Origin of the sequence: Flavobacterium sp. KBS0721 (genome assembly GCF_002007065.3) — a bacterium.
GTDB classification, from domain to species: domain Bacteria; phylum Bacteroidota; class Bacteroidia; order Flavobacteriales; family Flavobacteriaceae; genus Flavobacterium; species Flavobacterium piscis.
Genome location: NZ_CP042170.1, coordinates 5,079,390 through 5,104,221, shown reverse-complemented (window position 1 = coordinate 5,104,221; position 24,832 = coordinate 5,079,390). Strand labels below are relative to the sequence as shown.

Below are 24,832 nucleotides of genomic sequence, written 5' to 3'. Positions count from 1 at the left end.
TACGTTATAACCTTATATTAATTCTTAAATTTGTTTTAAAGAAAATTATTTAAATATGGAAAACCCAAAGAAAAACAACTCAAGTCTAAAAGCGGTAATCGCAGTTTTAGCAGTCCTACTAATTGGTAGCTTAGTGTATATTTTTAAATTGTCGTCAGATTCAGATGTAACAAAAACTGAACTTACAACAACATTAACAGAGAAAGAATCTGTAATGAAAGATCTGCAGGAGTTAAAAACAACTTATGATGCTGCAATCGCTGAAAACACTTCTATGTCTGATGAATTAATTCAGGAAAGAGATAAAGTAGTAGCCTTGATGGATGATTTAAATAAATCAAAAGGTGATGTATCTAAATTTAGATCTCAGGTTCAGGCAATGCAAGGTAAAATGAAAACTTTAGTTGCTGAAAACGATGAGCTAAAAAAGCAAAATGGTGTTTTAACAACTCAAAGAGACAGTACAATTGTAGTTTTAGGTGAATCTAAAAAATATAATGAAGTACTTGTAGGTCAAAACGAAGAATTGGCTAAGACTGTTGAAAAAGGGGCTAAATTATCAATCTTGAATACTAAAACTTCTGCTTATAAATTAAGAAGTTCTGGAAAACAAATTGAAACTGATAAAGCAAGCCGTGCTGATGTTTTAAAAATTAGTTTTACTGTAGCTGAAAACCAAATCGCTAAATCTGGTGATAAAACGTACTATGTGCAAGTTATCGATTCTAAAAACAATGTTTTAGGAGATAAGAAAACAGAAAGTTTTGGTGATAATACTTTAACTTATAGTTTTAAAACTACTGTTAAGTACGAAAACAAAACAGTTAACGTAAGTGAAGATTTACCAGGTAAAGATTTTGCTAAGGGAGCTTATTTTATCAATGTTTTTGATAATGATGAATTAGTTTCTAAAACTAGTTTTAACTTAAGATAATACAATTATCGCTTAGGTAATAATACCACTAAAATATTAAAGGTCTGTGAAGTTTCACAGACCTTTTTTTATGAGATAAAGTTAGTTGTTTTTGAGATAAAAAGAAGAATAGATTCTAACGGAACTATTATTTTTTTTACCATTAAGAGATTAAGAAAAATAAAGTTTTTACAGCTTAATGAAACTTAATCTCTTAATGGTTCAAAAATAAAAGCTTGATTTCTGGCTTCTTTTTCTTCAGTTTTTATTTTTATACTAAAATTTCACCTTCGATAAAAACACTTTCTATTAGATTGCTTCCAAAAGCGTATGGAATCTGGTAGTATGACGAAATGGGTTTTGTGAGGATCAAATTGGCTTTTTTGCCTTTGGTGATACTTCCGTGGGTTTCTGAAATTCCCATTGCATACGCGCCGTTTATAGTAGCTGCATTAATAGCTTCTTCAGGAGTCATTTTCATTTTGATACAGGCGGTTGCAACCACAAAATTCATATTTCCGGACGGAGTAGAACCTGGATTGAAATCGGTTGCTAAGGCTAATGGAAGCCCGGCTTTAATCATTTCTCTTGCCGGTGTGTAAGGAATACTTAAAAAATACGAGCACGATGGTAATGCGACAGGCATCGTTTCTGTGTTTTTTAATGCTTCGATATCTTCGGGGTTCATAATTTCAAGATGATCTACAGAAAGGGCTTTAAATTTAATTCCGGCTTGTATTCCGCCAATAGAATTGAATTGATTGACGTGAATTTTTGGCTTTAAGCCAAATTGAATTCCTGCCTGCATAATTTTCTCTGTTTCTTCTACAGAAAAGTAACCTGTTTCGCAGAAGACATCAACATAATCCGCTAATTTATTTTGGGCAATTTCGGGCAGCATTTTGGTGATGATTTCATCTATGTACCCCGCTTTGTTGTCTTTATAGTGTAAAGGAAAAGCATGTGCGCCAAGAAAAGTGGCTTTTATTTTGATGGGATAATTCTCTGCCAGTTTTTTAATAACGCGAAGCATTTTGAGTTCTCCTTCAATAGTTAAGCCATATCCGGATTTTATTTCTACAGCTCCTGTTCCTAAATGCATGACTTCTTCTAATCGAACTCTTGACTGCTCGTAAATTTCTTCTTCTGTAGTTTCGTTGAGTTTCTTGGCCGAATTTAGAATCCCGCCTCCACGATTCGCGATTTCTTCATACGTAAATCCGTTAATGCGGTCTACGAATTCCTGTTCGCGATTTCCTGCATATACAATATGAGTGTGGCTGTCGCACCATGTTGGAAGTACAGCCCGGCCTTTAGCATCAATTACCTTATCTGCTTTGATTTCAGGAACATTATCCATTGCACCAAAATCCTCAATTACATTATCTTTTATAAGTAAAAAAGCATTTTTTATGGTAGGAAGAATAGCCATTTCTGCACCCGAAACTTTAGAAATTGAAGTTTCACGAACCTGAAGCAGTTCTTGTATGTTGGTAATTAATGTCGTCATTATTTATATTGTTTTAAAACACAAATTTCACAAATTATCACGAACTAATCCGTGAAAACTGTGAAATTTGTGTTTAATATTGAATTTATTTTTAGTTTATTCGGAAACCGTTATTTCGAACATCTTGCTCCAGTTTTTTCCTGTTACGAAAATAGTTTTAGTTTTAGGATTGTAAGCAATTCCGTTTAAAACATCATCTTTGGTAATTTTGTCATCCATAAATTTTCTCAAACCAGACATGTCTAGAATTCCCTCAACGGCTCCAGATGTTGGGTTTACGACAGCAATAGCGTCTTTAAACCATACATTGGTATAGATTTTTCCGTTAATCCATTCCAGCTCATTGATCGCTTTAATTTTTGAAGTTCCTGAGTACACATTTATGTAATCTACCATTTTTTGAGTTGCTGGATCCATTTTCCAGATTTTCTCTGTTTTATCGGTTTGGTAAATGTATTTTCCGTCATTTGTCATTCCCCATCCTTCGATATCTTTTTCGTAAGCAAAGGTTTTTTCCAGTTTTAAAGTATTTGCATCATAGATAAAACCAGTTTTGTTTTGCCATGTTAACTGAAATAATTTTCCATTGATAAAAGTAATGCCTTCACCAAAATATTTTTTATCAAGATCAATTTGTTTGTAAATTTTACCTGTTTTGTAATCGTACTTTCTTAAATATGATGCGCCCTCCTGACCGGTACTTTCGTATAAAGTATCTTTGTAGAATTCTAAACCTTCTGTGAAAGAAAGTGTGTCATGAGCGTAAGTATTTACGACTTTATATTTTAATGGTTTAGGTTCAACGTTAGAAACTAATTCGATTCTTTTGGTAGCATCAGAAGAATCAGATCCAAAATAAACCGTTGCTTTTAGGTATTGATATCCTAATTTTTGATCTTTTAAGGGGAAATTAAATTTTGAAGCTCCTTTTGTACTTCCCACTTTTTTATCACTAACAAAGTAAACAATGCTATCGATTTCTTTCGATTTTGGGTTTAAAATTCCAATAGAAATGGCATTATCTTGTGTAAAATGTGCCGGAAAAGCAGAATCATCAATATTAAATAAAGAATTTTCACCTTTATTTTTATCTCCACATCCAATTAATGTGATTCCTAATAAAATGACAGCTAGGAAGTTATAATTTTTCATAGTTTAAAATTTGAATAAGCCAATATACGATGATATTTTTATAGCAACAAAGGTCTTGCAAAAATATAAAAAGATTGTATATTTGCACCGGCAAGTCCTACACGACCAGCTCCTGCAGACTCCCCCAGGATGGGAACATAGCAAGGGTACGTGGTTGAGCGGTGCGATGTAGGTCGCTTGCCATTTTTTTTATTCCCGATGCTTCGGGATTTTTTTTATAATTAAATCAAATTTAGTCTTCCTTATGGAGGATTTTTTTATTTTTGGTACTTCGTAAGTTAAAAGTTATTTGTTGAATGTTACAAGTTTAACAGATTTACCTGAACTTAATAATGGATCAAATGGAAAAGCTGTCGAATTTAACCGCAAAGAGCGCAAAGTTTTTTTGAGATACTAAGTTTTGTGAGTATGCTAAGTTCGCAAAGCTTTGTGAATAACTTTGCGACTTCGCGGCTTTGCGAGATTAAAAAATATTTAACCGCAAAGAGCGCTAAGATTTTTTGATATGCTAAGTTTTGTGAAAAGGCAAAGTTCGCAAAGCTTGTGTGCTTAGATTGTAAGCACAATGTAAATCGTAGTGGACTCTGCGAATAACCTTTGTGTTCTCTGTGTTAAAAAAAAATTAGTGATCTCTCATAACTTATAACTCAAAACTCATAACTTTTCAAAATGAATAAAGTCGTTTTAATTACCGGAGGATCCTCAGGGATTGGAAAATCTATTGGAGAATTTTTGCAAAAAAAAGGTTTTGTGGTCTACGGAACGAGCAGAAATCCTGAAAAAGTACTGAGTTCAGTTTTTCCACTGGTTGCATTGGATGTTCGCAATGCTGAATCTATAAAATCAGCAGTAAATAAAATTATTGCCAATTCAGGTCGTTTAGATGTGGTGATTAATAATGCCGGTGTTGGAATTACGGGGCCTCTGGAAGAAATTCCTACCGAGGAAATCAAGAATAATTTTGAAACCAATTTTTTTGGTCCTATTGAAGTAATGAAAGCTGTTTTGCCGCAAATGCGTGAACAAAAATCTGGTTTGATTATTAATATTACTTCTATTGCCGGTTATATGGGACTGCCTTACCGCAGTGTTTATTCGGCATCAAAAGGAGCTTTGGAATTGATTACTGAAGCTTTGCGAATGGAAGTAAAGTCATTTGGTATTGAGATTACAAATGTTGCGCCCGGAGATTTTGCAACTAATATTGCATCCGGACGTTATCATGCGCCGGTTATTAAGGGTTCTGCTTACGAAAAAGTATATGGAGAAACGCTTGCGACAATGAACGAACATGTTGATGCCGGTAGCAATCCTAATGAAATGGCTGAAGCGGTTTATAGAATTATGCAGCAAAAAAAGCCAAACGTACATTATAAAGTAGGCGCTTTTATGCAGAAGTTTTCGATTGTTTTAAAACGAGCACTTCCGGATAAAGTGTATGAAAAAATGTTAATGAATCATTATAAACTATAAAAATATGGAAAAAATAGCAGAATATTTACCGGCTCTATTTGGTGTTTTAATATTGGTCGTCGTATGGTCGCTTATTCGAAAATTAATGAGTTCATTGAGTGATAAAATCAATAACGCTGAAATTCATAAAGAGGATACTCTAAGAGTTCTCGAAGAAATCAGAGATGAATTGAAACAATTGAATAGAAAAAATTCTGTTCAATAAACTATACAAAAAATAGGAGCAAATTTTTGTGCTATTCTATTGGAATAAAAATTTCAAATTTTGCTCCTTGATTTAAAGCTCCTTTGGCTTTTATAAAACCATGATGGTTTTCTACAATTCGCTTTACTATTGTAAGTCCAATTCCGGTGCTTTTTAGCGGTTTGGTATGTAGTGCCTGAAATAAGCCAAATATTTTATCGCTATACAATGGGTCAAATCCAATGCCGTTGTCTGAGATTGTTATTTTATAATATTTAGTAAGCGGAGCAAGCTTGTTTAATTCTCCGTTGGTGATTTCTGCCGATAGGGTTATGATTAAATCCCTGTCAGGACTTGCGAATTTTAATGAATTGTTGATCAGATTGTATAGTAGCTGCCTGAATTGAAATTCTATCACGGAGAGTTTGCCTAATTCTTTGATGTCAAAAAGTACATTTTTATTTTCAAACTCGTTGGTGAGATCTTCAATAACATCCTTTGCGATGGTGTTTAAGTCTTTTACTTCGAACTTTCTATCGTCAAATTTTGTTTTAGAATAAATCAAGAGATCATTAATCAGGTTTTGCATTCGAAAAGCTGAAGTCTTGATTTTATGAAAGGCTGTTTTGCTTTTTTCTGATAAATTGCCGGCTTCTTCGCGCTCAATGGTATCTGTAAAAAGTTGTATTTTTCGTAATGGTTCCTGAAGATCGTGACTTGAAATGTAATTGAAAGCTTCGAGTTCGCTATTCATTTTTTCAAGTGAAAGATTTTTTTCAATAAGTTTTTTCTTGAAATCTGAGTTTAATCTTTCTGCTTCATCTTTTTTAACCTGAGTTTTTTCAAGTAGGTTAGTTTTTTCTTCCAGCGCTTTTTTGTTTTCTACTGCTTGTTCAATTCCTGCAAGGTGAAACGAAATAAGTTCAGCAAATAAGTTGAACATTTCGCGTACTTTGAACTCTTTTAAGCTGTTAGGTTTAGGGTCTATGGCGCATAAAGTCCCAAAGAAACTTCCGTCCTGACGCATGATTGGTACTGAAATATAGCTTTGTAATTTGTACATCGCCGGAGTATGGTGGTCATGATACTCCTTGTCTTCGCTTACATTATCAATAATTACGGGTTTGGGATTTTGTCTTATTTCGTCGCAAATTGTTGTTTTTATTTGTAATTCGTCTCCGGGTTTTAAGCCAAAAAGGACATTGTCCTGAACGCTGCATGTAATCCATCTTTCGTCGGTAACTCTTGCTACTGCTGCAAATCCCATTCCGGTAGTCTGGCAAATAACATTCAGTAGGTTTGGAATAATTGAGATGTTCCCGATGTTGATTATATCTTGTTTGAAATTGTCTTCTAGCACTTTTAAGGGGTGATTTTTTATTTTTTAAAAGTACGAAAATAAAACTAGTTTAATACTAAAGGTATTTTTCTTATCATTTTAGGTGTTTAGAATTATTTTTGACTTTTTTATTTTATGGAAATTATAAATTGTAATTTTGCACCGAATTTGCGTTAGGGATGGAGGCGGCATCCTTTTGTGAAGTGAAACGGAACAAAAGATATAGCCGAGAGCCCGACCGTTAGGGAACGCCCAAAAACTGAACACAATTAAATAGATATAATTATGAAATTTTTTATTGACACGGCTAATTTAGCTCAGATTAAAGAAGCACAAGCTTTAGGTGTTTTGGATGGTGTAACAACTAATCCATCGTTGATGGCAAAAGAAGGAATCACTGGAAAAAACAACATTTTGAAGCATTATGTTGACATTTGTAATCTTGTTGAAGGTGATGTAAGTGCTGAAGTTAATGCGCTGGATTATGATGGAATGATCAAAGAAGGTGAAGAATTGGCTGAATTACATGATCAAATCGTAGTTAAATTACCTATGACTAAAGAAGGTGTAATGGCTGCAAAATATTTTTCTGATAAAGGAATTAAAACCAACGTAACACTTGTGTTTTCTGCAGGTCAGGCTTTATTGGCTGCAAAAGCGGGGGCAACTTATGTTTCTCCTTTTATTGGTCGTTTGGATGACGTTTCTACTGATGGTTTGAATTTAATTCAGGAAATTAGAGAAATCTATGATAACTACGGTTATGAAACTCAAATTTTGGCCGCTTCGGTACGTCATACAATGCATATTGTAAACTGTGCTAAAATTGGTGCAGATGTTATGACAGGACCTCTTTCTGCAATTTACGGATTGTTGAAACACCCTTTGACAGATATTGGATTGGCTCAGTTTGTAGCTGATTTCGAAAAAGGAAATAAGTAATACACAGGTACTTAAGATTTAAAAATCGTCATCTTTTAAAATAAGATGGCGATTTTTTTTACTTTTATATATCTCAAATTGAAGTATATATGAAAAAACTAATCTTAATTATGGTGTTTTTTTTCCTGAATTTTATTGTAAATGCACAAGCTGCCAAAATATTGAAATCGGTCAATGATGACGGTGATGTGGCTACTTTTGAGCTGGATTGTTCGGTTCAGTTTCAAACTTTGGCAAAAGGTCTGCGATATAATATTACACGCCATGAGTTTAAGGGACCGGAATTGAAAAACAATTATAGGTTATTGCTGGTAATGGATGGTTTTTATTCGAAAACACTCAATAAAACGATGGCTATTTCGGCAGTTTTAAGTGATGGAACAATTTTGGAAGCAAAAAAAATAATTGAGGATGATGGCTTTTTTGATGGTGCCTGTACATTGAAAATTAAAGATCCAAAAGCCCTTTTAGAGGCGGATATTGACAAAGTTATTGTTCATGCGGATAAAGATGTCATCTATGTATTATCAGAGCAAAACAAGAGTGTTTTTAAAAAGAATCTTAGTAATGTTATTAATGCTAAGTAGAGGTTCTAAGATACTAAGGTTTTGAGGGACTAAGTTTTTTCTTTTACGAATTAAAAAAATCCCAAATTTCAACTTTGTGGATTGGAATTTGGGATTTTTTTATTGTTTTTTTAAACTTGTTCTAGTGACCTCCGCCACCACCTTCAACATGGTTAATTCCTTGTCTTTTTAATATTTTAGGGCAATAGAAACCATAAAATGCTAAATAAGCAAAACCAAGTAACGGAACGATGTAAGAGAAGTGTGTCCAGGTAATACCTAGTATTCCGCCAGGACTTGTATGATCGATATCACAGATTGCGCCCTGAACCAAAGGAATAACTCCTCCTCCTAAAATCATCATAATTAGGAATGATGATGCTTTTCCTGTGTTTTTACCTAATCCTGCGATAGCTAAATCGAAGATTGATGGCCACATGATTGATAAGAATAAACCTCCGGAGATAAAGAAGAATTTAGCAATTGATGGATCTGGCCATACTAAACCGGCAAGCATCATTAATAATCCTGATATTCCGAAAAGCATTAGCGTTTTTCCGGCATTTTTACCCCCTACAAAACTTACACCAATAAATAATAAGATCCAGATTGGATAGATATAAAATGCAGAAACATCGTGTGCAGCAAAAATGTTAGCTCCAATAATAACTCCAAAAGCTATTGCAGGAACAATGAATTTTAATGCTGTATTTACTAAGTTTGAAGTGTTGAAAACGTTAACACCACCATTCCAGCGTCCAATCATTAAACTTCCCCAGTAAAGGGCAATAAAAGGTGCGATGGCATCTTCAAGAACATTACCAAATTCAGCAGTATGTAATAAGGCAGGCAGGTTACTAATGATCGTTACCTCAGTACCAACGTAAATAAAAATACCTAACATTCCCAAATATAATTGTGGATAATCTGAGATGCTGAATTTTTCGTGTGCTACTTTAACTACTACTTCCTCTTCTTTTGCAGGATCTTCGATTTTCGAGAAGTTCATGAAAATAGCAACTGCAATAAAAGCAAGTCCTAAGATGATGAAAGGCAGTTTAATATCTTCTAATGAAAGTGATGTATTTTTGTTATCGCCCATTCCAAATAAAGCGATTCCTAGTAAAATTGCTCCAATTGTTGTTCCAAAAGAGTTGATACCTCCGGCTAAAGTCAAACGGTGCGCTCCTGTTGCGGGACTTCCCATTTTAATAGCCAACGGATTGGCTACAATTTGCTGGATTGAAAATCCTAAACCTACGGTAAATAAGGCAGTTAGAAAAAATGGAAAACTTTCCATTGTTGCAGCAGGAATGAATAAAAATGATCCAACTGCTGAAAGAAGTAAACCGGCAGAAAGGGTTTTTTTATATCCGAATTTTTGTAAAACATCTAATTTTAATGATACTAAAAAGAAGATCATAGATCCTACGAAATAAGCTGCATAAAATGCCCAGGCCACTAATTGTGATTGAACCTGAGATAAAGTAAATACTTTTTTGAATACGGGAATCAGGATATCATTGGCAGAACCAACAAAACCCCAAAAGAAGAAAACAATTATCAACGAGATAAACTGTCCCCATTTGGTTTGAACATTTTCTGAACTCATAATTTAAGAGGTTAATTTTTTTATTTTATTGTTTTTTGAAGACCGTAAATATATTTGTTAAGTATATCAAAAAAAAATAAAAAGGCACAAATAATGTTAAATTTAAACCAACGGCATCATTTTTTCAACAATGTGTTAATTTATACCGACTTAGAAAATGAATTTAATAGTTAAAGTTTATTCTAAAATTTTGTTTTTGACCTCTTTGCTGTAATTTCTCCCTATCGGAATGGTGTAAGATTGGATCTGAATGCGATTTCCTTCGATAGATTTCACTTTATTTAATGCAATTACGTAAGATTTATGGATGCGCAAAAAGCGATCTGCAGGTAATTCTTCTGACAAAGAGGTGAGTGATTTATGGGTAATATAGGTTTTATCAGGAGTCACTACTTTGATGTATTCCTTCATTCCTTCGACAAATAGAATTTCTTCAATATTAATTTTCATCATTTTTTTATCGACTTTGATAAAAATATGAGAATCGCCTTTTGTAGTTTCGACTTTAATATTGTTTTTTAAATTGTATTCGGTAGTGATTTTATTAATGCATTTTATAAATCTGGGCAGTGGGATAGGCTTTACTAAATAATCCAAAACATCAAGATCGTAACTTTCTGCAGCAAATTCCCTAAAAGCAGTTGTTATAATAACTTTGGTTTTATTTTCGATTAAACTAATGAGTTCAAAACCTGTCATCATAGGCATGTTGATGTCCAGAAATACGGCATCAACAGCAGTACTGTTTATAAAATCAAGCGCTTCCAGAGAATTATTGAATGTACCGATGACTTCAAAATCTGTAAAATTGGTAAAATAATTTTGCAGGACTTTGATAGCTAATGGCTCATCGTCAATCAACACGCATTTAATTTTCATTATCAATAGGTATTTGCAAACGGATTATATAGTAGTTTAGTTTTGTTGTGTGTTTTAAACTGAAATCGTTTTTGTAAATTAATTTTAATCTTTTCTTGGTATTTACTAAACCAATTCCGCCTTTGGCATTAAGATTTTGTGAATTTACAAAATTATTTAGGATTTCAAAATCTAACATTTTATTGTTGATAACCTTACAATTTATCTTAATTTTTAAGTTATTGTTGTTAATTCCTCCGTGTTTAAAGGCATTTTCGACCAATGAGATGAATATTAAAGGAGGTACAACAACATCTTCTATATTCGATTCGAGATTAACCGTAACTTCAACATTCTCAAAGCGTAACTTCTCGATTTCGATATAATTCTGAATGTAATCAATCTCTTTAATTAATGGAACAAATTTGGTGCCTTTTACATCATATAAAACATATTCCATCAAATTTGATAGTTTTATAATAACATCCGGAACCTTATCAGAAGATTCTAATGACAAGGCATATAAATTATTTAAGGTATTGAAAAAGAAATGCGGCTGAATTTGATTTTCAAGGTATTTCAATTTGATTTTGAACTGATTTTCTCTTAAAGACCGGTTTCGTTCTCTTTCCCGAAGCCATGTTAAAGTGAGATAAACTGATGAAGCCATAGCCAGCACATATAACTCTCCTATACAAACGGCCAGAATATGATTAATATCAAAAGGATGATATTCTCTATTGGCTTCCGGCCAAATATTTTCGGATATAATATAATAGGTCAAAACTGTTTTGAGCAGATAGATGCCAAAAAGGCTTGCTATTAATGCGAGGGTATATGGAATATACTTTTGTTTCAATACATATTTTGGCACCAAAACAAAAAGATTAAAATATACTAAAGGTATATGCAAAGAGAACTCAATTAAATTTGATTTAAACGAATAAGGATAATCATTAAAGTAAGCTCCCCATCTTAAAAAGTTAAGGGTAAAGTAACTTCCCCAAAACCAAACATGATTTTTAAGCTTAATATCAAATTTTAATTTTTGGATTTCTGTCAACTTTAGTTTGGTGATTTAGTATTGTAAAATTTCTTCTCTGGAAATATTGTGCAACTTTAAACAATTACTGGGTAAAACACAATTCTTTTGAATAAAATTTTATAAAAAAAGATATATTTTATATTATCTCTGTGGGATATCGTTTTCGTAAAACATATTGTTGATTGTTTTGTGTCGTTCGTTTAAGGTTTTGTGCTGTATGTTTAAAATGTTTTATTTATGTTAATTTTAACAATAAATTTATCACTTAACCAACAAAACCATGATAAAATGAAACAAATTATGTTAATCTTTATGTTTGTGTTTACGGCGCAGGTATCGCTTGCTCAGGTAAAAACAATCAAAGGTTTAGTAAGCGATCAAAACGGATTGCCGCTGCCGGGAGTAAGTATTATTATTCAGGGTACGAAAACTGCAACCCAATCTGATTATGACGGAAAATATACGATACAAGCATCGGCAGGTGATATACTTGTTTTTTCGTATATCGGAATTAAAACGAAGACTGCCACTGTAGCAGAATCATCTACAGTAAATGTGGTTCTGACAGAAGATGCACAAAACCTAAATGAAGTTGTCGTTACCGCTTTGGGTATCAAGAGGCAGAAAAAAGAATTAGGATATGCAGTTCAGGACATTAAAGGTGATCAGCTTAATAAAGTAATTACAACAAATGTAGCGTCGGGACTTTCAGGTAAGATTGCCGGTGTTGATATTTCTATGCCAGCTACAGGAGCAGGAGGAAGTGCCAGAGTAATTATTAGAGGGATTTCGAGTATAGGTGAGAGTAACCAGCCACTTTATATTGTAGACGGAATTCCTATTGATAACTCAGGATTGAATAATGACAGTGCCGCAGCCAGTAAATGGTTTGACGGAAGAGATAACGGAGACGGAATTTCAAGTATTAATCCAAATGATATTGAGAGTCTTACTGTATTAAAAGGTGCGGCAGCATCAGCTTTATATGGTTCAAGAGCGTTAAACGGAGTAATTTTAATTACAACTAAAAAAGGAAGTAAAGGAAAATTGCAAGTAGAGCTAACGAGCGGTGTTAGTTTTGATCGCGTAAATGCTAAGTATGACGATTTTCAGGATGAGTATGGTACAGGAAATCGAGGGATTTTGCCGGATCCTACAAAAGCACCTACTGAAATTTACGGATATACAACCAGTGCGTGGGGACCTAAATTTTCTAATAATGTAGGAACACAGGTAAAAATATTTGATGGCTCTATGCGACCTTATGCTAAAGTGGATAACAATATTCAGGATTTTTTTAAGACCGGAGTTACAACTACAAATGGAATTGCACTTTCTGGCGGAAGTGAAAATGCATTCCTTCGTTTTGGATTTAATAATATGAAAAATGATGATGTTGTTCCTAATTCCGGATTAGAAAGAAACAATGCGACTTTAAATGGTACTTTAAAATCAGATAAATTTACTTTGGATGCTAATGTGAATTATATGGTCGAAACTACCAACAACCGACCAGGATTGGGTGATTCGCCAAACAATGTTGGTTATTCCTTAAGCGGTCTGGCGCCTAATATCGATCAGGCGTGGTTGCAAAATTATGGTGATCCGGAGACAGGAGAAGTTTATAAATGGAATAACAATATTTATCAATTGAACCCTTATTTAACGGTAAACGCCAATCACAATTCTACTACGAAAAATCGTTTTACAGGGAATGTTGCGGGAACCTATCAGCTTGAAAAATGGGTTGGATTGACTTTTAGAACCGGTTTAGATACTTATGTTTTCGGTTCTAAAGATTTCATGGTACCGGGAAGTACATGGCCAGGGAGAGATACCGGCTATCTTAGAGTGGGAGATATTACTGTTTCTGAAATGAATACGGATGTTATTGCCACTTTTAGCGAAATAAAATTAGCTACAGATTTGACATTTTCAGGAATTTTAGGAGCAAACAGAAGAGATTTTAGAAGATCAGAAAACTCTAGTGAAGGAACCAATATTATTCAGCCGGGAACAGAATTTATCAGTAATTTTTCAACTCAGACCATAAATGCACCTATAGAAACCAGAACAAGAACAAATTCTGTTTACGGTTCTGCAAAGTTTGATTATAAAGGTTATTTATACGCTGAGTTTACAGGAAGAAATGACTGGTTTAGTGTTATTAATAAAGACGCTTTTTATCCGGGAGCTTCATTAGGTTTTGTATTCTCGGATGCATTTAAGATTCAGAGTGACGTTTTTTCTTATGGAAAATTAAGAGCTTCGTGGGCAAAAGTTTCGAATGCTCCAGGTGCCTATAAAAATGCATTAAACTATACGACGTATTCTTCTTACGACGGACAAAGTGTAGTAAATGTTAAGAATACATCGGCACCAAATGCAAACCTGACTTTTCAATCAAAAACAGGAATCGAATTTGGTTTAGAAACGGCTTTCTTCAAAAACAGATTAAAAGCAGATATCACTGTATATCGTGAAGATACAGCTGATCAGACACTTGATTTAGCTTCTTCATCAACATCAGGATATGAATTTCTTTCGGTAAATGCAGGAGAATTACGTAACGAAGGTATTGAGATCTTTTTATCCGGTTCACCAATAAAAACTAAAGATTTCGAGTGGGGAATTGATTTGAATTTTTCTAAGAATAAAAACTCAATCCTTTCTTTGCATCCTGAAATTAATACCTATACTATTTCTGAGGCTCGTTGGGCTAATGCTGCAATTGTAGCTCAGGTTGGAGGCAAATACGGTACTATCATTGGAAAAGATTTTCAAAGAACACCTTCAGGTGAAATGATTGTAGGTGCAAATGGTATGCCTCTATACACAGATACTAAAGTAGCTTTAGGAAAAGGAGTTCCGGATTGGTCAGCGGGTTTAACCAATAGATTTTCGTATAAAGGAATTACTCTTCAGTTTTTATTAGACATGAAATTTGGTATGGATGTGTATTCTATGACAAACTCAGTTGCTGCAACAAGAGGATTGTTAGATATTACCACAGAAGGAAGGGATGCTTATATTGCTGCAAGAACACAAGCTGCAGCAGCTGATCCTAATTTTGATATAAACAGCTGGGTTCCTACGGGTGGTTATGTAGCAAATGCAGTGGTAAATACTGGAACAGCTGAGAATCCTGTTTATGTAAAAAACACCAAACCGGTAGATCCTCAGGAATATTGGAGACAAGTTACGGATGCTACTCCGGCACCGTTTATTTATGATGCTTCGTATGTGAAATTAAGAGAAGTAAGCTTAGGCTATACTATTCCTAAAAGTGTTTTTGGCGGAGCAAAAATAAATTCAATCTATGTTTCTGTATTTGGAAGAAATCTATTGACATTCAATAAAGATTTGCCAAACGTTGATCCGGAGTCTATGTATACTTCAGGAAACGGACAAGGTTTTGAGTATGGATCATTACCATCAAGACAATCGTATGGTTTTAATATTAAAATTACATTCTAAAAAAGTAAATTATGAAAATCAAATATATAATAGCCATGCTTGCAGTGTTTACGGTAGTTGGCTGTACAGAAAATTTTGACGAACTGGAAAAAGATCCCGTGGCGTTATCTGCAAATCCGGCGGGTCAGCTTACATTTACCCAATTGTGTATGTCCGGAGACGGATACTATCAGCACAGAACCAATTTAATATATGCCGGAGGTTTTGTACAGCATTATTCTGGTTCATGGGCAGTAACAAACTACGGTGGCAAGTTTAATAATTCAGAGGAATATGCGGTAGCTTTATGGAGAAACGTATATGCTCACGAAATGAAAAGTGTTGTAGATATTCTCGATGTAACCGGTAAAGATGCTTCGGCTGTAAACATGAATGCTGTCGCTAAAGTTATGAGAGTGATGATCGCACAGCGATTGACTGATATTTATGGAGATGTACCTTATTCAGAAGCCGGTTTAGCTTTTTCTAAAGGAATTGTAACGCCTAAATATGATAAACAACAAGATATTTATGCTTCTTTTTTTAAAGAATTAGATGAAGCTTACAATCAATTAAATGTTGGAAAAGATCTGATAAAAGGAGATTTATTTTATAAAGGGGATGTTTCAAAATGGAAAAAATTAGCTAACACCATGCGTTTGCGTGCGGCAATGAGAATTTCTGAAGTAAATCCCGCCGAAGCAGAAAAACAAGCAAAAGCAGCGTTTCAAAATGGAGTTTTTGAAAGTAATGCTGATAACTGTATTATGCAGCATTTAGATTTTCCTTTTAGTGATGATCCTGCCAGACTGGATTACAGAGGAAACGGATTGTCTTATGGTTTTATAGGAAATGAACAGGGAGATCACTTTAGTTCGTTACTAATAGATTATCTAAAAAATAACGGAGATCCAAGACTGACTATGATCGCTACTCCTAAAACAAGCAGTAGTGTGATTCCCGGAGCAGCATTACAGCCGGGCGAAACATTATATGAAGGGGTTAAACCGGGAGTGTTTAGATGGGAGCTTCCTGGAGGATCAAATTCTGCTTCTGGAATACAGTCTTATTTAAAATTAAGAACAACTCCGTTTTTGCATGTAAGTTATTCAGAAAGTCAATTGTTATTAGCAGAAGCTGCTTTTAGAGGATGGGTTTCAGGCTCTGCCGCAGATTATTACAAAAAAGGTGTTGAAGCAGGAATTAAGCAATTAGAGATTTATGGCGCAGCTCCAGCAAGTCAGGCAAGTATAGATGCTTATGTAAATGCTAAACCTTTATTGGCAGGAACAGAAAAAGAACAAATAGCCACACAAATTTGGATTACCTACTTGTTTAATAGTATCGAAGGATATTCAAACTGGAGAAGAACCGGATATCCTCATTTAATACCAATAACAAATTCAGATTCCGGAACTGGTGGTGTTGTGCCCACACGTTTGTATTATCCAAATGATGAGATGCAGAAAAATGAAAAAAACTATTTAGATGCAGTATCCAGATTAGGAGGAAAGAATGATTGGTTAGGGAAAGTTTGGTGGGATGTAAACTAAAAAAAAATCTCAAAATATAAAGTTATGCCTAATAAGGTGTTATTTTCATTCTAATTAAAAATTAAAAACAACAAGTTTAAATTAAAAATTATGATAAAAAATAAAGCCTTATTAGGCATCCTTTTTTTTATAAGTTCCCTTTTTTCAGCCTATAGTTGTTCTAATGATAAGCCATCTGATTCTGAGAATGCAAAGACTAAAACAGCCAGAGTTGTAGGCTATTTATCTTCGGATAATTTCAGTAAAATGACTTCTATTCAGTTTTGTCAATTAACACATCTCAATGTGGCATTTGCAAATCCGGATAAAAGCGGAAATATAGTATTTAACGGAGATCTTGACGGACTTGTTAAATATGCCAAATCCGTTAATCCTAAAATTATAATTAGTATTTCACTCGCCGGTGGAGTCATATCAGAAGAACAGGCTTCAAATTGGTCTTTTTTAATCGATAAACCAGAAAACAGGCCAGCTTTAATTCAGAACATTGTCAGCTTTGTAGAATTGCATCAGTTGGATGGAGTAGATGTCGATCTCGAATGGAACGCTGTCACCTCAGGATATAGTGGTTTTGTAATTGAATTAAAAAAGAGCCTTACAGAGCATAAAAAAATATTAACGGCTGCTTTGCCTAATAATTCCCGTTTCGAAAATATAACTCAGGAAGCATTAAACGCATTCGATTTTATTAATGTAATGGCTTACGATAGTACAGGCCCATGGTCTGCCGATAAGCCAGGTCAGCACAGTTCGTTTGAGTTTGCTAAAGAAGGAATTGACTTTTGGCATAAACTTCAAAATGTGTCTAGTGATAAATTAACGCTTGGTGTACCTTTTTACGGTTACAATTTTACTTATCCAGATGTTACAAGTTCAACTTATAATGACATTATACTAGCAGGAACTCAATTTGCAGATCAGGACGAACTGGGTAAAATATATTACAACGGAAAATCGACGATTGCTAAAAAGGTTGAATTTGCTTCTCAAAACACTGGAGGAATAATGATTTGGGAAATAGCTCAGGACTCTTTTGGCGAATATTCTTTATTGGATGTCATTCATAAAAAATATACAAGTTTAAAAGTCAAGACAACAGGATTTTGTGGCAATTAAATCAAAAAAAAGAATACTATATGTGCTCTTTAAATTAGTAAGATTTTACTATCCTTAAAAGTTGTTTTTTATCTAATAAAACAACCTTTTTTAGAAGTTTTTCGACATAAAACTCAGGTAATTAGATTTTTATAGTAAATGACGATTTTTTAGTAATTATGTAAATTACTTGCGTAAAAGATTAATAAATAGATCAAATACAGTAAATATGTCAACTTGAAAACGTTTTCGTGAAACGGATTATTGATTGATTTATGTCGTTGGTTTAAAATTTAAAGCCGTTTGTATAAATTATTTTTTTTAACAATCCCTTAAGAATAAATTTACACCATAACTAACAAAATAAATAAACATGAAAAAAATTTTCTTAATCTTTATGATTGTTTTTACGGCGCAGGTTTCGCTTGCACAAGTAAAGAGTGTCAAAGGTGTGATTACAGATTCTGATGGGTTGCCGTTGCCAGGGGCGTCCGTTGCAGTACAAGGAGGTCAAAAAGGTGCTACTACCGATTTTGATGGTTTGTACACAGTTGAAGTGCAAAAAGGACAGACTTTAGTTTTTACTTATGTAGGTCTTGAAACACAAAAAATAGTTGTAGGTGATGCCGCTACAATTAATGTTAAAATGGCTGTTGCAGCATCAAATGCTCTTACAGAGGTTGTTGTAACTTCATTAGGTCTTAAGAAAACTAGAAAATCATTAACTTATTCAGCTCAGGAACTTAAAGGAGAAGAGTTAACTCGTGTAAAAGATGCCAACGTTATTAATACAATTGCCGGTAAAATTGCCGGTGTTGCCGTAACAAAAAGTTCTGGTGGTACCGGAGGATCTACTAAAGTTTTGATCCGTGGTAACTCATCTATCATGAACAGCCAGCCACTTTATGTTATTGATGGTATTCCTTTATATAATGGTTCTTCAAATCAGCAGGGTAGTTATAATGCGTCAAACGACTCATTTGGTAGTACTGCCGGAGGTAACCGTGATGGAGGAGATGTTGTTTCTTTGATTAATCCTGATGATTATGAAGGAATGACAGTACTTAAAGGTGCAGCAGCATCTGTATTATACGGATCTCAGGGAGCAAATGGTGTTATCTTGCTTTCTTCTAAAAAGAATAAAGAGAACGCATCAAATTTAGCAGTTTCTTCGGTTACAACTTTTGAGTCTGTACATTCATTACCAAAATTCCAGAATGAATATGGTGCAACTACTTCTGCTGCAAATAAATCTTGGGGAGCAAAAGTATCTTCACCAGATTTTGTTGAAGATTTTTTCAACACTGGTGTTACACAAATTACTTCATTAGCGTTTACAACAGGAACAGATGTAAATTCAACAAGTATATCTTATGCTAATACTTCTGCTTCCGGAATTATCGAAGGAAATGGATTAAAGAAAAATAACTTTGGAATTCGTCAGACAGGGAAATTTTTTGATAATAAATTAACGGTTTCTGCTGATGCAAAATACACCAGCCAAACTATTGATAACAGACCTGTAAACGGACTTTATTCAAATCCGCTAACAGGAGTGTATTTGTTTCAAAGAGCAAATGACTTTAATTACTATAAAGATAATTACGAATCATTTATTCCTTCCAGAAATCTTAATGGTCAAAATTTCTATACACTATCTGATATTTATGTTCAAAACCCATATTGGTTAATCAATAGAAATAAATCTATTGACAAAGACAATTTCTTTAACGGAAACATTGCTTTAGATTATAAGGCAAACAATTGGTTGAGTATTGGAGCAAGATATAGCTATAATAGAGTTGAAAACGATTATGATAAAAAGATTTATGCTACAACCAATACTTCTTTATCTCATATAAACGGTAGATATATAAACGTTGCTACCTTAAGCACACAGCGTTACGGAGATTTAATTGCTAAAATCAATACTAACTTCAACGAAAACTTTAGTTTTAATGCTATAGTTGGAGCAAGTATCAATAATACTTTGTCAAATCATTCTACTACTTTAGATTCTGGTATTGTTGGAGGTCTTGTTAATGCTAACTTGTTTACATTAGGAAATTTTGGCGAAGCATCAGGACTAGATAATTTAAGTCTTCAGGCTACAGGTTCTTCACGAGAAGTTCAGTCGATCTTTGGTTCTGCAACTTTTGGTTATAAAAACATGTTATACTTAGACGTTACAGGTCGTAATGACTGGTCTTCTACTTTAGTAAATACAGATACAGCTTCCTATTTTTATCCATCTGTAGGGGTTACAGCTCTTTTAAGCGAAATGACTACTATGCCAGACTGGATTAACTTTGGTAAAGTAAGAGCAACTTATGCAGAAGTTGGTAATGACGTTTCGGCTTTTGTAACTTCTCCAAAATCAACTGTTCAGGGTGGTAATCTTATTCCTCCTACGGTAGGGCCAAGACCAGGTGAAGGATTAAAGCCAGAGTTAAAATCAGAATATGAGTTTGGTACAGAATGGAGAATGTTTAATAACAGATTAGGTTTTGAGGTTTCTTATTATAGCTCAGAAACTAAAAATCAATACATTCAGGTTCCTGCACCTGCAACAAATCCTTACGGTTATACCAATTACGGAATTAATGCCGGTAGTATAGAAAATAAAGGTTTTGAAGTTGTTCTTACCGGAAAAATCATTGCTGGAGATAAATTTTCATGGGATACGACAATCAACTATTCTCAAAACAGAAATAAAGTAAAAGAAATTCCTGAAGAGTTAGGAGGAACAATTCCTTTAACTCCGGTAAATAATGTTAATTACAGATATTCTTTAACTGAGGGAAGACCTTTTGGAGTAATTCAGGGAAGAGATATTCTTAAAAATGAAAATGGAGAAATTATTTTAGACAAAGATGGTAATCTATCTATCGACAGTGAATTTAAAGAAGTTGGTAATGCAAATCCTGATTTTATGTTAGGCTGGTCAAACACATTTAAGTTTGGTGCTTTTACAGCTAATTTCTTGATCGATGGACGTTTTGGAGGAGATGTAATGAGTATTACAGAATCTATGAATGATTTTTATGGAGTATCAAAGAGAACCGGAGATGCCAGAAATGCAGGTGGTGTGCCAATAAATGGAGTAAAACCTGATGGTACAAAAGTAACTTCTATGGATGCTGAAAAATATTACAGCGCAGTTGGAGGAGTTAACGGAGCTACTTCACAATATGTATACGATGCTACAAACGTAAGTTTAAGAGAGGTTTCACTTGGTTATACTTTCAATAAAAAAGTACTTCCTTTTGTTAATACAGCAACTTTATCAGTAATCGCAAGAAACTTATTCTTCTTTTATAAAGATGCACCTTTTGATCCAAACATTGCTTTAAGTACAGGTCAAGGTTTACAAGGAGTTGATATTTATGGCTTGCCATCAACAAGAAGTATTGGACTTAATTTAAATGTAACTTTCTAATTTAAAATCTCATGAAAACAAATAATATAAAAAAATCATTAATCTGTTTCGGTCTTTTAGCCTTAGTTGGTTGTACAGATAATTTCGATGAGGTTAATAGTAATCCTGATGGTTTTACCTATGAGGAAACAACGCAGGACTTTAATCATATTAATGGTCCTTTTAAAACGATGTTTGATAATGTCATGGTCAATGTTCCGGGTTGGAAATACCAGGTAGCAAATGATTTATCTGCAAATAACTGGGGAGGATACACTGCCGCTCCGGGTTTTGATGGTGCTAATAACCTTTCATATGCACTTTCTGATAACTGGAATATTTGGTGTTGGGAAGCTGCTTATGCACAAGTTATGGCAAATTTCTATAAAGTTGAAAGAGAATCTAAAGGTAAATACGATGAGTTTTATGCTCTTGCTAAGATTATTAAAGTGCAAACTTTACATAAAATGGCAGATGCATGGGGACCAATAGTGTACTCAAAATTTGGTACTACCGATGCAACAATTGCATATGATTCTCAAGAAGAAGCTTACGGATTTATGTTTGAAGACTTAGACTATGCTGTAACAGAACTAACAAAAAGAATCGATGCCGGAGAGAAAAGTTCTTTTACCAACATAGACCGTTCAACATATGAAGGAGATTATAAAAAATGGGTGATATATGCGAACTCATTACGTTTAAGATTGGCAATGCACATTGTAAAAGTTAAACCAGCATTAGCTAAGGCAGAGGCTGAAAAAGCGATGAGCCAGAAATTTGGTGTAATGACAAAAGCTGATGATGCTTTTATTTTAATTAAAAAAGTATCACAACACCCTCTTAGAGTTTCTTCTTATGACTATAATGATAGCCGTATGTCTGCAGATATGGAGTCTATCATGGGAGGTTACAACGATCCTAGAATGAGCTCTTACTTTAAAACATCTGTTAAATACCCTGGTGAATATAAAGGAATTCGTACTGGTGGAATTATGGGAGATAAAACGGTACATCAGGACTTTTCAACCTTTGGTAAGATCATAGAAAAAGACAAGCAGGTAGTTTGGTTAAATACTGCTGAAATTTATTTCTTAAGAGCAGAAGGCGCTTTAAGAGGCTGGAATATGGGAGGTGACGCAGCAACATTATATAAAGCAGGTATTACTGCATCTTTTGAACAGCTTTCTGCTGGAGGTGCTGCTGATTATATGGCTGATAATGTGAAAATGGCTAAAGATTATGTAGATCCGGCAGCTCCATTCAATAGTGGTCTAGCTGTAAATAAGGTTACTGTTGCCTGGGACGAAACAGCAAGTAACGAAGTAAAATTGCAAAAAATCATTACTCAAAAATGGATTGCTAATTTTCCTGATGGTTACGAAGCCTGGACAGATCACCGTAGAACAGGTTACCCTAAATTATTGCCAATTCTTAACAATCAAAGTGGTGGTTTAATTACTACTGAATTGGGTGTAAGAAGAATACCTTTTGTTTCGACTGAAAAAGATGGAAATCCTGGTGGTGTGGCAACAGGTGTTGCAAAACTTGGAGGTCCTGATAATGGAGGAACAAGAACCTGGTGGGATGTGAATGCTCCAAATTTCTAGAATAAAATATCAAAGAACTATAAGAATTTAAGTTTGGTTAGTAAATGGTATAAGCAATGCGAGTTGCTTATACCATTTCAAAAACCAAAATTGTAAATAGCAAAAAAAGAAAAAGAAATGAAAAGTGCTTTAGAAATAAAACCTGATATCAGCTATAAAAGTGCGGGAAAATTTGAAGAAACCAGATTTGAGAAAATCCACAATGAAATCTTCAAAAATTCAGCAGAAGCTTCTATAATTGTGGCGCAGGAAATTGCGCAATTAATTAGATCTAAACAAGAAAAAGGAAAATCTTGTGTATTAGGTTTAGCAACAGGTTCTTCTCCTATAAAAGTTTACGAAGAGTTAGTGAGAATGCACAAAGAGGAAGGCCTGAGCTTTAGCAATGTGGTTACTTTCAATCTGGATGAATATTATCCAATGACCAAAGAGAATAATCAGAGCTATCATTATTTCATGCATCAGCATCTTTTTAATCATATTGACATCAAACCAGAGAATGTTAATATTCCGGACGGAACAGTACATATTGATGAATTAAACCAGTACTGCATCGATTATGAAATGAATATTAAAAATGCCGGAGGTCTTGATTTTCAATTATTAGGAATTGGGCGTACAGGTCACGTAGGTTTCAACGAACCGGGATCGCACATCAATTCAGGAACCAGAATTATTACACTGGATCATATTACAAGAGTAGACGCTTCATCAGATTTTAATGGTATAGACAACGTTCCAAAACGTGCTATTACTATGGGAGTTTCTACGATCATGAGATCAAAAAGAATCGTTTTAATGGCCTGGGGACAAAACAAAGCCGATATCATCAAGAGAACCATTCAAGGAGATATCAGCTCAGAAGTTCCGGCTACATTTTTACAAAATCATGCTAATGCGACTTTCGTATTAGACCAGTCTGCAGCCTCAGAATTAACGCGTTTCAAAACGCCTTGGTTAGTAGGGGAATGCATCTGGACACAAGAATTAAAAAGCAAAGCGATTGTTTGGTTGTGCCAAAAAACAAAACAATCGATATTAAAATTAACAGACCGTGATTACAACAACAACGGAATGTCTGATCTTTTGGCGCAGGAAGGTTCTGCTTATGATTTGAACATCAATATGTTCAACGTATTGCAGCATACCATCACAGGATGGCCGGGTGGAAAACCCAATACTGATGATTCGCATCGTCCGGAGAGAGCCAATCCTGCAAAAAAAAGAGTGATTCTTTTTAGTCCACATCCTGATGATGATGTGATTTCTATGGGAGGAACTTTTTCAAAATTGATAAAACAAGGTCACGATGTACACGTAGTATATCAAACCTCCGGAAATATAGCTGTTACAGACGACGAAGCATTGAAATTTGCTGAGGTTGCCAAAGATTTTGTCGGCGATGCCGGCAGCGGAATCAACTTCAAATCTATAATTGAATTCTTAAACAGTAAATCAGAAAACGAGATCGATTCTCTTGAAGTTCGAAAATTAAAAGGATTGATCCGAAGAAGAGAATCATACGCCGCTACAAGATACATTGGTTTAAAGGATGAAAATACACACTTTTTAGATCTTCCGTTTTACGAAACAGGGCAGGTAAAAAAGAATCCGTTAGGAGCAGAAGACATTGCCATTGTAAAAGATATTATTGCCAAAATAAAACCACATCAGGTGTTTGCAGCAGGAGATTTGGCAGATCCGCACGGAACGCACGAAGTTTGTCTGAACGCGATTTTTGCCGCCATGAAACAATTAAAGCCAGAAAAATACATGGATGATTGCTGGTTATGGCTTTATAGAGGAGCCTGGCACGAATGGGACATTCATGAAATTGACATGGCCGTTCCGCTTTCTCCATCAGAAGTATTATTAAAACGTCACGCGATTTTATACCACCAGTCTCAAAAAGACAGGGTTATGTTTCAGGGAAACGACTCAAGAGAATTTTGGGTAAGAGCCGAAGACCGTAACAAAAACACTGCGATTTTATACGATGATTTAGGATTGGCAGAATACGAAGCAATCGAAGCCTTTAAGCGTTTTGATTACTAAAATTAAAAAATAAGATTCGGGTGAGAGCGAATCACAGTACAAAATTCAGAT

Annotated in this window: 17 protein-coding genes and 1 other RNA gene; 12 read left to right on the top strand and 6 right to left on the bottom strand. The window is 34.4% G+C overall.

Going from position 1 to position 24,832, the window contains the following annotated elements; genetic code table 11:
- Positions 1 to 55 precede the first annotated feature (55 nt).
- The gene (locus B0M43_RS21260) at positions 56 to 934 is read left to right on the top strand and encodes a hypothetical protein (RefSeq protein ID WP_065449349.1); all 879 of its coding nucleotides are present in this window, start codon (positions 56 to 58) and stop codon (positions 932 to 934) included.
- Between the two features lie 250 nt (positions 935 to 1,184).
- Here B0M43_RS21260 and hutI read toward each other — a convergent pair whose 3' ends face one another.
- The gene (gene hutI, locus B0M43_RS21255) at positions 1,185 to 2,423 is read right to left on the bottom strand and encodes an imidazolonepropionase (RefSeq protein WP_078005298.1); all 1,239 of its coding nucleotides are present in this window, start codon (positions 2,421 to 2,423) and stop codon (positions 1,185 to 1,187) included.
- A gap of 96 nt (positions 2,424 to 2,519) precedes the next feature.
- Positions 2,520 to 3,575, bottom strand: coding sequence for a glutaminyl-peptide cyclotransferase (locus B0M43_RS21250; RefSeq protein ID WP_065449351.1), 1,056 nt, complete (start codon positions 3,573 to 3,575; stop codon positions 2,520 to 2,522).
- Positions 3,576 to 3,663: 88 nt separating this feature from the next.
- Here B0M43_RS21250 and ffs point away from each other — a divergent pair.
- From ffs to B0M43_RS21235, 3 genes are all read left to right on the top strand, one after another.
- An RNA gene (gene ffs, locus B0M43_RS21245) (signal recognition particle sRNA small type) lies at positions 3,664 to 3,761 on the top strand.
- Positions 3,762 to 4,244: 483 nt separating this feature from the next.
- Complete coding sequence (locus tag B0M43_RS21240; RefSeq protein WP_078005297.1) at positions 4,245 to 5,048, top strand: SDR family oxidoreductase; 804 nt, start codon at positions 4,245 to 4,247, stop codon at positions 5,046 to 5,048.
- Between the two features lie 4 nt (positions 5,049 to 5,052).
- Positions 5,053 to 5,253: a hypothetical protein gene (locus B0M43_RS21235; protein WP_078005296.1), complete on the top strand. Its 201-nt coding sequence runs from the start codon at positions 5,053 to 5,055 to the stop codon at positions 5,251 to 5,253.
- Positions 5,254 to 5,284: 31 nt separating this feature from the next.
- Here the strand turns inward: B0M43_RS21235 and B0M43_RS21230 are convergent, their stop codons facing one another.
- Positions 5,285 to 6,592 (bottom strand): ATP-binding protein, encoded by a 1,308-nt coding sequence (locus B0M43_RS21230; protein WP_123921739.1) that lies wholly within the window; start codon positions 6,590 to 6,592, stop codon positions 5,285 to 5,287.
- A gap of 264 nt (positions 6,593 to 6,856) precedes the next feature.
- Between B0M43_RS21230 and fsa the strand changes: the two genes are divergently transcribed.
- Together fsa and B0M43_RS21220 are read left to right on the top strand one after the other, a co-directional pair.
- The gene (gene fsa / locus B0M43_RS21225; protein WP_065449355.1) at positions 6,857 to 7,513 is read left to right on the top strand and encodes a fructose-6-phosphate aldolase; all 657 of its coding nucleotides are present in this window, start codon (positions 6,857 to 6,859) and stop codon (positions 7,511 to 7,513) included.
- Positions 7,514 to 7,602: 89 nt separating this feature from the next.
- Complete coding sequence (locus tag B0M43_RS21220) at positions 7,603 to 8,100, top strand: hypothetical protein (protein ID WP_078005294.1); 498 nt, start codon at positions 7,603 to 7,605, stop codon at positions 8,098 to 8,100.
- 121 nt (positions 8,101 to 8,221) lie between these two features.
- Here the strand turns inward: B0M43_RS21220 and B0M43_RS21215 are convergent, their stop codons facing one another.
- From B0M43_RS21215 to B0M43_RS21205, 3 genes are all read right to left on the bottom strand, one after another.
- Positions 8,222 to 9,691, bottom strand: coding sequence for an MFS transporter (locus B0M43_RS21215; protein WP_078005293.1), 1,470 nt, complete (start codon positions 9,689 to 9,691; stop codon positions 8,222 to 8,224).
- A 177-nt stretch (positions 9,692 to 9,868) separates the two neighbouring features.
- A complete protein-coding gene (locus tag B0M43_RS21210; RefSeq protein ID WP_056249762.1) occupies positions 9,869 to 10,570 on the bottom strand; it encodes a LytTR family DNA-binding domain-containing protein in 702 nt (233 codons plus the stop codon).
- A complete protein-coding gene (locus B0M43_RS21205) occupies positions 10,560 to 11,612 on the bottom strand; it encodes a sensor histidine kinase (protein WP_078005292.1) in 1,053 nt (350 codons plus the stop codon). Before B0M43_RS21205 ends, B0M43_RS21210 begins: the two co-directional genes overlap by 11 nt.
- A gap of 270 nt (positions 11,613 to 11,882) precedes the next feature.
- On the opposite strand from B0M43_RS21205, the gene B0M43_RS21200 reads away from it, so the two are divergent.
- From B0M43_RS21200 to nagB, 6 genes are all read left to right on the top strand, one after another.
- A complete protein-coding gene (locus tag B0M43_RS21200; protein WP_168199973.1) occupies positions 11,883 to 15,071 on the top strand; it encodes a SusC/RagA family TonB-linked outer membrane protein in 3,189 nt (1,062 codons plus the stop codon).
- Between the two features lie 11 nt (positions 15,072 to 15,082).
- On the top strand, positions 15,083 to 16,603 hold the full coding sequence (locus B0M43_RS21195) for a SusD/RagB family nutrient-binding outer membrane lipoprotein (protein ID WP_078005290.1): 1,521 nt from the start codon (positions 15,083 to 15,085) through the stop codon (positions 16,601 to 16,603).
- Between the two features lie 90 nt (positions 16,604 to 16,693).
- The gene (locus B0M43_RS21190; protein ID WP_078005289.1) at positions 16,694 to 17,719 is read left to right on the top strand and encodes a glycosyl hydrolase family 18 protein; all 1,026 of its coding nucleotides are present in this window, start codon (positions 16,694 to 16,696) and stop codon (positions 17,717 to 17,719) included.
- Between the two features lie 352 nt (positions 17,720 to 18,071).
- Positions 18,072 to 21,137 carry a SusC/RagA family TonB-linked outer membrane protein gene (locus B0M43_RS21185; protein ID WP_065449360.1) on the top strand — a complete coding sequence of 1,022 codons (3,066 nt, stop codon included), beginning with the start codon at positions 18,072 to 18,074 and terminating at the stop codon, positions 21,135 to 21,137.
- An 11-nt stretch (positions 21,138 to 21,148) separates the two neighbouring features.
- Positions 21,149 to 22,726: a SusD/RagB family nutrient-binding outer membrane lipoprotein gene (locus B0M43_RS21180; RefSeq protein WP_078005288.1), complete on the top strand. Its 1,578-nt coding sequence runs from the start codon at positions 21,149 to 21,151 to the stop codon at positions 22,724 to 22,726.
- Between the two features lie 117 nt (positions 22,727 to 22,843).
- Positions 22,844 to 24,781 (top strand): glucosamine-6-phosphate deaminase, encoded by a 1,938-nt coding sequence (gene nagB, locus B0M43_RS21175; protein WP_078005287.1) that lies wholly within the window; start codon positions 22,844 to 22,846, stop codon positions 24,779 to 24,781.
- Positions 24,782 to 24,832 lie beyond the last annotated feature (51 nt).

Bases quoted from the DNA above. Each gene is read 5' to 3' on its own strand.
- B0M43_RS21215 (WP_078005293.1), bottom strand. From the start codon at position 9,691: ATGAGTTCAGAAAATGTTCAAACCAAATGGGGACAGTTTATCTCGTTG.
- B0M43_RS21235 (WP_078005296.1), top strand. From the start codon at position 5,053: ATGGAAAAAATAGCAGAATATTTACCGGCTCTATTTGGTGTTTTAATA.
- B0M43_RS21200 (WP_168199973.1), top strand. From the start codon at position 11,883: ATGAAACAAATTATGTTAATCTTTATGTTTGTGTTTACGGCGCAGGTA.
- B0M43_RS21260 (WP_065449349.1), top strand. From the start codon at position 56: ATGGAAAACCCAAAGAAAAACAACTCAAGTCTAAAAGCGGTAATCGCA.
- fsa (WP_065449355.1), top strand. From the start codon at position 6,857: ATGAAATTTTTTATTGACACGGCTAATTTAGCTCAGATTAAAGAAGCA.
- nagB (WP_078005287.1), top strand. From the start codon at position 22,844: ATGAAAAGTGCTTTAGAAATAAAACCTGATATCAGCTATAAAAGTGCG.
- B0M43_RS21195 (WP_078005290.1), top strand. From the start codon at position 15,083: ATGAAAATCAAATATATAATAGCCATGCTTGCAGTGTTTACGGTAGTT.
- B0M43_RS21220 (WP_078005294.1), top strand. From the start codon at position 7,603: ATGAAAAAACTAATCTTAATTATGGTGTTTTTTTTCCTGAATTTTATT.
- B0M43_RS21185 (WP_065449360.1), top strand. From the start codon at position 18,072: ATGAAAAAAATTTTCTTAATCTTTATGATTGTTTTTACGGCGCAGGTT.
- B0M43_RS21190 (WP_078005289.1), top strand. From the start codon at position 16,694: ATGATAAAAAATAAAGCCTTATTAGGCATCCTTTTTTTTATAAGTTCC.
- B0M43_RS21250 (WP_065449351.1), bottom strand. From the start codon at position 3,575: ATGAAAAATTATAACTTCCTAGCTGTCATTTTATTAGGAATCACATTA.
- B0M43_RS21180 (WP_078005288.1), top strand. From the start codon at position 21,149: ATGAAAACAAATAATATAAAAAAATCATTAATCTGTTTCGGTCTTTTA.
- B0M43_RS21210 (WP_056249762.1), bottom strand. From the start codon at position 10,570: ATGAAAATTAAATGCGTGTTGATTGACGATGAGCCATTAGCTATCAAA.
- hutI (WP_078005298.1), bottom strand. From the start codon at position 2,423: ATGACGACATTAATTACCAACATACAAGAACTGCTTCAGGTTCGTGAA.
- B0M43_RS21240 (WP_078005297.1), top strand. From the start codon at position 4,245: ATGAATAAAGTCGTTTTAATTACCGGAGGATCCTCAGGGATTGGAAAA.